The 5,329-nt window shown below is 71.4% G+C and carries 4 protein-coding genes; 1 reads left to right on the forward strand and 3 read right to left on the reverse strand.

Translation table 11 applies throughout. The features are described 5' to 3' along the window. Positions 1–329: 329 nt before the first annotated feature. The 3 genes from AAHZ94_RS27920 to AAHZ94_RS27930 all read right to left on the reverse strand — a co-directional run bounded on the left by AAHZ94_RS27920 (position 330) and on the right by AAHZ94_RS27930 (position 3,877). Positions 330–1,412: a polyprenyl synthetase family protein gene (locus tag AAHZ94_RS27920; protein WP_349996278.1), complete on the reverse strand. Its 1,083-nt coding sequence runs from the start codon at positions 1,410–1,412 to the stop codon at positions 330–332. A 141-nt stretch (positions 1,413–1,553) separates the two neighbouring features. Beyond that, complete coding sequence (locus AAHZ94_RS27925) at positions 1,554–2,543, reverse strand: 4-hydroxy-3-methylbut-2-enyl diphosphate reductase (RefSeq protein WP_349996280.1); 990 nt, start codon at positions 2,541–2,543, stop codon at positions 1,554–1,556. Positions 2,544–2,947: 404 nt separating this feature from the next. Next, positions 2,948–3,877 (reverse strand): UbiA family prenyltransferase, encoded by a 930-nt coding sequence (locus tag AAHZ94_RS27930; RefSeq protein WP_349996282.1) that lies wholly within the window; start codon positions 3,875–3,877, stop codon positions 2,948–2,950. A 409-nt stretch (positions 3,878–4,286) separates the two neighbouring features. Between AAHZ94_RS27930 and AAHZ94_RS27935 the strand changes: the two genes are divergently transcribed. Beyond that, the coding region (locus AAHZ94_RS27935) for a 1-deoxy-D-xylulose-5-phosphate synthase N-terminal domain-containing protein (protein ID WP_349996284.1) at positions 4,287–5,329 on the forward strand (1,043 nt) is incomplete at its 3' end.

Here is a 5,329-nt window from a genome sequence, read left to right on the forward strand (position 1 = left end):
CCCCCCCGCCCCCGCCGGGGGGGGGGGGGGCGGCGCCCGGCCGGGGGGGGGGGGCCCCGCCGCGGGGGGGGGGGTTGACCCGGCGCCGGCCCGCGGCCGGTATGCGCGGCCCTTATGCGGCCGGGCGCACGGCCCGGAGTGCGGCCGGGCCGCTGCCTCCTCTTCACCGCCGAGCGCGCAGGCCGGCCGCGGGCCTGAGCGCGGCCCGGAGCCTGGCCGGGCGCGCAGCCCACGGCACAATCGGGCGCCCAGTCCAAGGCACGGTCGGGCGCGCCGCCCGGAGCCCAGCCGGGCGCACAGCCAAAAGCGGCGGTCCCGGGCCCGGCGGGTCAGTGGTCCCGGTAGGCCGCCTGGTGCGCCATCGTGGACAGTTCCGCGGCCCACTGGGTGCTGATGTCGGCGGCGCGTACCGCCTCGCAGGCCACCTTCACCCGCTCCTCGATGACGGACTCGACCCGGTCCCTGATGCCGGTGCGCACCAGCGTCGCGTACAGCTCGTCCGGGTCGGTGCCGGCGAGGTCGCCGGCGACCAGGTCGCTGACGGCCGGCTCGTCACGCAGGGCGAAGGACATCAGCAGCGTCATCTTGTGCTGCTTGAAGTCGAGTTGGCCGGGCTTGCCGGTGGTGTTCGGGTCGCCGAAGGCGTCCAGCAGGTCGTCCCGGAACTGGAACGCCTCGCCGACCGCGAGCCCGTACTCCTCGAACGCCGCCAGCGTGTCCGCGGCGCCGCCGGCGAGCAGCGCACCGAGGGCCAGCGGGCGGGAGATGGTGTAGCGGCCGGACTTGAAGACCGCGATGTGGCGGGCGAGTTCGGGGTCCGGGTGGAAGCGGGCCGCGGCCCTGATGTCCAGGTACTGGCCGGCCATCAGCTCCGTGCACAGCTCCCCCCACACCTCCATGACCTGCGGCGGGGCGCCGGCGGCGAGCCGGTTGGCATAGGTGAGGGCGAGGTCGCCGGCGAGCACGGCAACGCCCTCGCCGTACCGGCGCGGCTCGCCGCGCCAGCCCTCGCGGCGGTGTAGTTCGGCATGGGCCACGTGCGCGGTCGGCTTGTTGCGGCGCAGTTCGGAGGCGTCCATCACGTCGTCGTGCAGCAGCGCGAAGGTGTGCAGCGCCTCCAGCGCCGCGGCCACGTCCACCACGTCGGGGGCCGTGGGGGCGCCACCGGCCGCGAGGTAGCCCGCGGCGCAGAAGGCGGGCCGCAGCCGCTTGCCGCCGCTGAAGACGATCTGCGCGACGGCGTCGACCAGCGCCAGCGCGTCCGGGTTGTGCTCCTGCCACTCGTGCCGCTCGGCCGCGAGTAACCGCTCAAGTCTGCCCTGCACCCTGCCGAGCAGTCGTTCCAGTTCGGCGCGGGCCGATGTGGGGTCTTCGGCCGTGGCCGCTGAGGCCCTCGACACGGTTCCGGGCACGGCGTCTCCCTGCTGACGGGGCGAACGGGGCTGAACGTCAGGCGTCTGCGTCGGTCGGGCCGTCGTGAACGGGACCGCCGGCCCGTGCGGGGCGGCGGTCCCGATCGACCGCGCGGGGTCGGGCGTGGTCGCTGGCTGCTGCTAGCGCTGCACTCCCGCGTGCGCGAACAGGCTGCCGGGGATGGAGAAGACCACGTCCTCGGTGGTGGTGGTCACGCTGTCGACGTCCTGATATCCCAACGCCGCGAGCCGCTGTACGAGTTCCTGCACCAGCACCTCGGGGGCGCTCGCCCCGGCGGTCACACCCACCGCTTCCACCCCCTCAAGCCACTGCTCGTCCAGCTTGGAGACGTCGTTGACCAGGTGGGACGGGGTGCCCTGGCGGATGGCGACCTCCACCATGCGCACCGAGTTGCTGGAGTTGTCGGAGCCGACGACCAGCACCAGATCGGTCTGGGCGGCGATGTCCTTGACCGCGTTCTGCCGGTTCTGGCTCGCGTAGCAGATGTCGTCGCTGCCCGGGCCCTTGATGTCGGGGAAGCGGCGGGTGAGCTCCTCGATGATGTCCTTGGTCTCGTCCAGCGAGAGCGTGGTCTGCGTGAGGTACGACAGGACGGTGCCCGGGGCGAACTCCAGCGCCCTGGCCTCCTCGACCGACTCCACCACGACGGTCTCCGCGGGCGCCTCGCCGACCGTGCCCTCCACCTCTTCGTGGTTGGCGTGCCCGATGAGGAGGATCTTCCGGCCGGCGTCGGCGGAGCGGCGGGCCTCCTGGTGCACCTTGGCGACCAGCGGGCAGGTCGCGTCGATCACCTTGAGCTCGCGCTGCTCCGCATTTCCACGCACCGCCGGCGACACGCCATGTGCGGAAAAGACGCAGATGGCCCCTTCGGGCACCTCGTCCTCGGAATCGACAAAACGCGCGCCCTGCTTCTCAAGTTCGTTCACCACATGCTGGTTGTGCACGATCTGCTTACGCACGTAAACCGGCGCGCCGTACAGCTCAAGGGCCTTCTCGACCATGCCGATCGCCCGCTCGACGCCGGCGCAGAATCCGCGCGGCTCGGCCATGATGATGCGCTTACGCCGCTGTTGCGGGGACGCGAGCGTGCTGTCACTTACCGAAGGCATCGACTGCTCCCTACAGACTGCGAAGACATCGGCCGGCTAGAAATGCCGAACGGCGCCAATTCTTGGCCGCGGGAGCGGAGGAGCGATATAGCAGACTCCTGTCACAAATAATTGTCGGGCGGGCTGCCTGGGCCTTATGACCGTCTGCGACGAAAGGCTCACCGGTGCATACGGCATGCGGCCGGCGCACGGGGTCCTTCCGCGCGCCGGGTCGCATCGGGACGTACGGGGCGACCGGCTGGGCGCGGCGGGCTGACCGGTTGCCGGCTGGCTGACTGCTTACGGGGCGCGGCCCGGCTGTGCGGTGGGGCGGGCTGTGCGGTGGGTTGACTGTCCGCGCGGTGAGGTGGGGCGGGCTGTGTCCCGCGCCGTGGGGCCGGTCGGCCGGCTGCCCGGCCGCGCGCTCAGCCCCCGTGCACGTACAGCAGGTTCCCCACGCACAGCAGGACCGCGCCCAGCCTGTGGATGGTGATCCCCAACTTGCGCGCGGCCAGTGGGTTGTCGCGGACGATGCCGGCGCGCAGTTGGGCGCCACGGAGCGCGAAGACCGGCGCGAGCAGCAGCAGGAACCACCCGGGCGCCGCCCCGCAGACGACTGCCACCACCGTGCTGACCAGGCCGATCAGGCTGACCGCGAGCAGGTAGCCGCGGTAGCCCGCCGGGCTGGTCAGGGTGGCGACGTTGACCCGGCCCACGCTGCGGTCCCCGGCCAGGTCGTTCAGGTTGGAGTACGAGGCGACCAGCAGCGCCCAGGCGCCGAACAGCACGCTCTCCAGCGCGATCAGCCCGCTGACCTCGCCGGTGAGCAGCGCGTACGGCATCAGCACGACCATCCCGGTGGTGCCGATCATCAGTACTTCCTGGCCGCCCCGGTAGCTGAGCTTGAGCCCGTACGAGTACTGCACGGCGCCGGCGGCCACCAGCAGGAGCAGCAGCAGGAGCCAGCCCGGCCGGTGCGGCGCCAGCGCCGCGGCCGTCGCCCAGCAGCCGGCCCCGACCAGCACCGCGCCCCAGCCGAACACCTGCGCCTGGCGCACCGACAGCGCGCCGGACAGCAGCGGCTTGCGGGCAAGGTCCCGCAACTTGCCGGTCTCCGGTGTGTAGTTGCGCGCGTCGCTGCCGTCCTTGAGCCCGGTCAGGTCGTCGAAGGTGACGGTCGCCGCGAAGATCGCGATCTGCCCGATCAGGAAGAGCAGCAGGGTCGCCCCGGTGGACGCCTCCCACCACAGCGATCCCGGCAGTGCGCACCAGACGATGAGCACGCACAGGTCATAGTCGAAAAATGCGAACTTACCCAGTTTGACGTAGGCGTTAAATCGCGTGTCACGGCGCACTGGATTTGTGGTGTCTACCGCCATCGAGTGTTCCCCCGTTCGAAGATGCGGGGGACTCTCCCATGGTCGGCCGGGCTGCGCACGCGCCTTCTGGGTTCCGCCGCGGCTACGGCCGCCCGCCCAGATTCCCAGGGATTGTCATGCCGGGAAGGCGGGCCGGGAAGGCCGGGAAGCCAGGGAACCTGCTACCGCTAGCAATTCAGTGCACCCGTAAGAGCCGCCACCGGCAATCAATTGCCATACGCGCACGTACCGCCACCGCCGTAGCGTGGTCGCCGCACCAGGGGCCCAACCGTACCCCCTCCTCCGCACACGACGAACTCCCCGACCGTGGTGGGTCGTTCTACGGAACGTGCCACGGAATTCCGCACGGGCAGCGCCGCCCGTGCGCCAGTAATGGAGGTGCATTTTGAGTTCTCGCTCGCAGTCCGGGGCGTCCGGCACGCCGCTCCTCGACCGGATCAGTGGCCCCGCGGACGTCCGCCGCCTCGCGCCGCCCGAGCTGACCGCCCTGGCCAGCGAGATCAGGGAGTTCCTGGTGGAGGCCGTGTCGAAGACCGGCGGGCACCTCGGGCCCAACCTGGGCGTGGTGGAGTTGACCATCGCGCTGCACCGGGTCTTCGACTCGCCGCGCGACCGCCTCCTGTGGGACACCGGCCACCAGTCGTACGTGCACAAGCTGCTCACCGGCCGCAAGGACTTCGCGGGACTGCGCAGCCGCGGCGGGCTCTCCGGCTACCCCTCGCAGGAGGAGTCGGACCACGACGTCATCGAGAACTCGCACGCCTCGACGGCCCTCTCGTACGCGGACGGCTTCGCCAAGGCGCACCGGCTGCGCGGCCTCACCGACCGGCACGTGGTGGCCGTCATCGGCGACGGCGCGCTGACCGGCGGCATGGCCTGGGAGGCGCTGAACAACATCGCCGCGTCCAAGGACCTGCCGCTGGTGATCGTCGTCAACGACAACGGCCGCTCCTACGCGCCCACCCGCGGCGGCCTCGCCGAGCACCTGACGACGCTGCGCACCACCCAGGGGTACGAGCGCTTCCTCGACTGGGGCAAGGACCGGCTGCGCGGCACGCCCGTCATCGGCGGCCCGCTCCTGGACACCCTGCACGGCGCCAAGAAGGGACTCAAGGACTTCGTCGCCCCGCAGGGCCTCTTCGAGGACCTGGGTCTGAAGTACGTCGGCCCGGTCGACGGCCATGACGTCGCACAGGTCGAGTCGGCGCTGCGGCGGGCCCGCGCCTTCAACGGGCCGGTGATCGTGCACTGCATCACGCAGAAGGGCAAGGGCCACGCGCCCGCCGAACAGCACGAACTGGACCAGTTCCACGCCATCGGCGCGGTCTCCGCCAAGAAGAAGCCGTCGGGTCCCTCCTGGACGTCGGTGTTTTCGGAGGAGATGGTGCGGTTGGGGGCTGAGCGTGAGGATGTGGTGGGGATTACGGC

This window comes from Streptomyces sp. HSW2009 (assembly GCF_040240285.1).
Classification (GTDB): domain Bacteria; phylum Actinomycetota; class Actinomycetes; order Streptomycetales; family Streptomycetaceae; genus Streptomyces.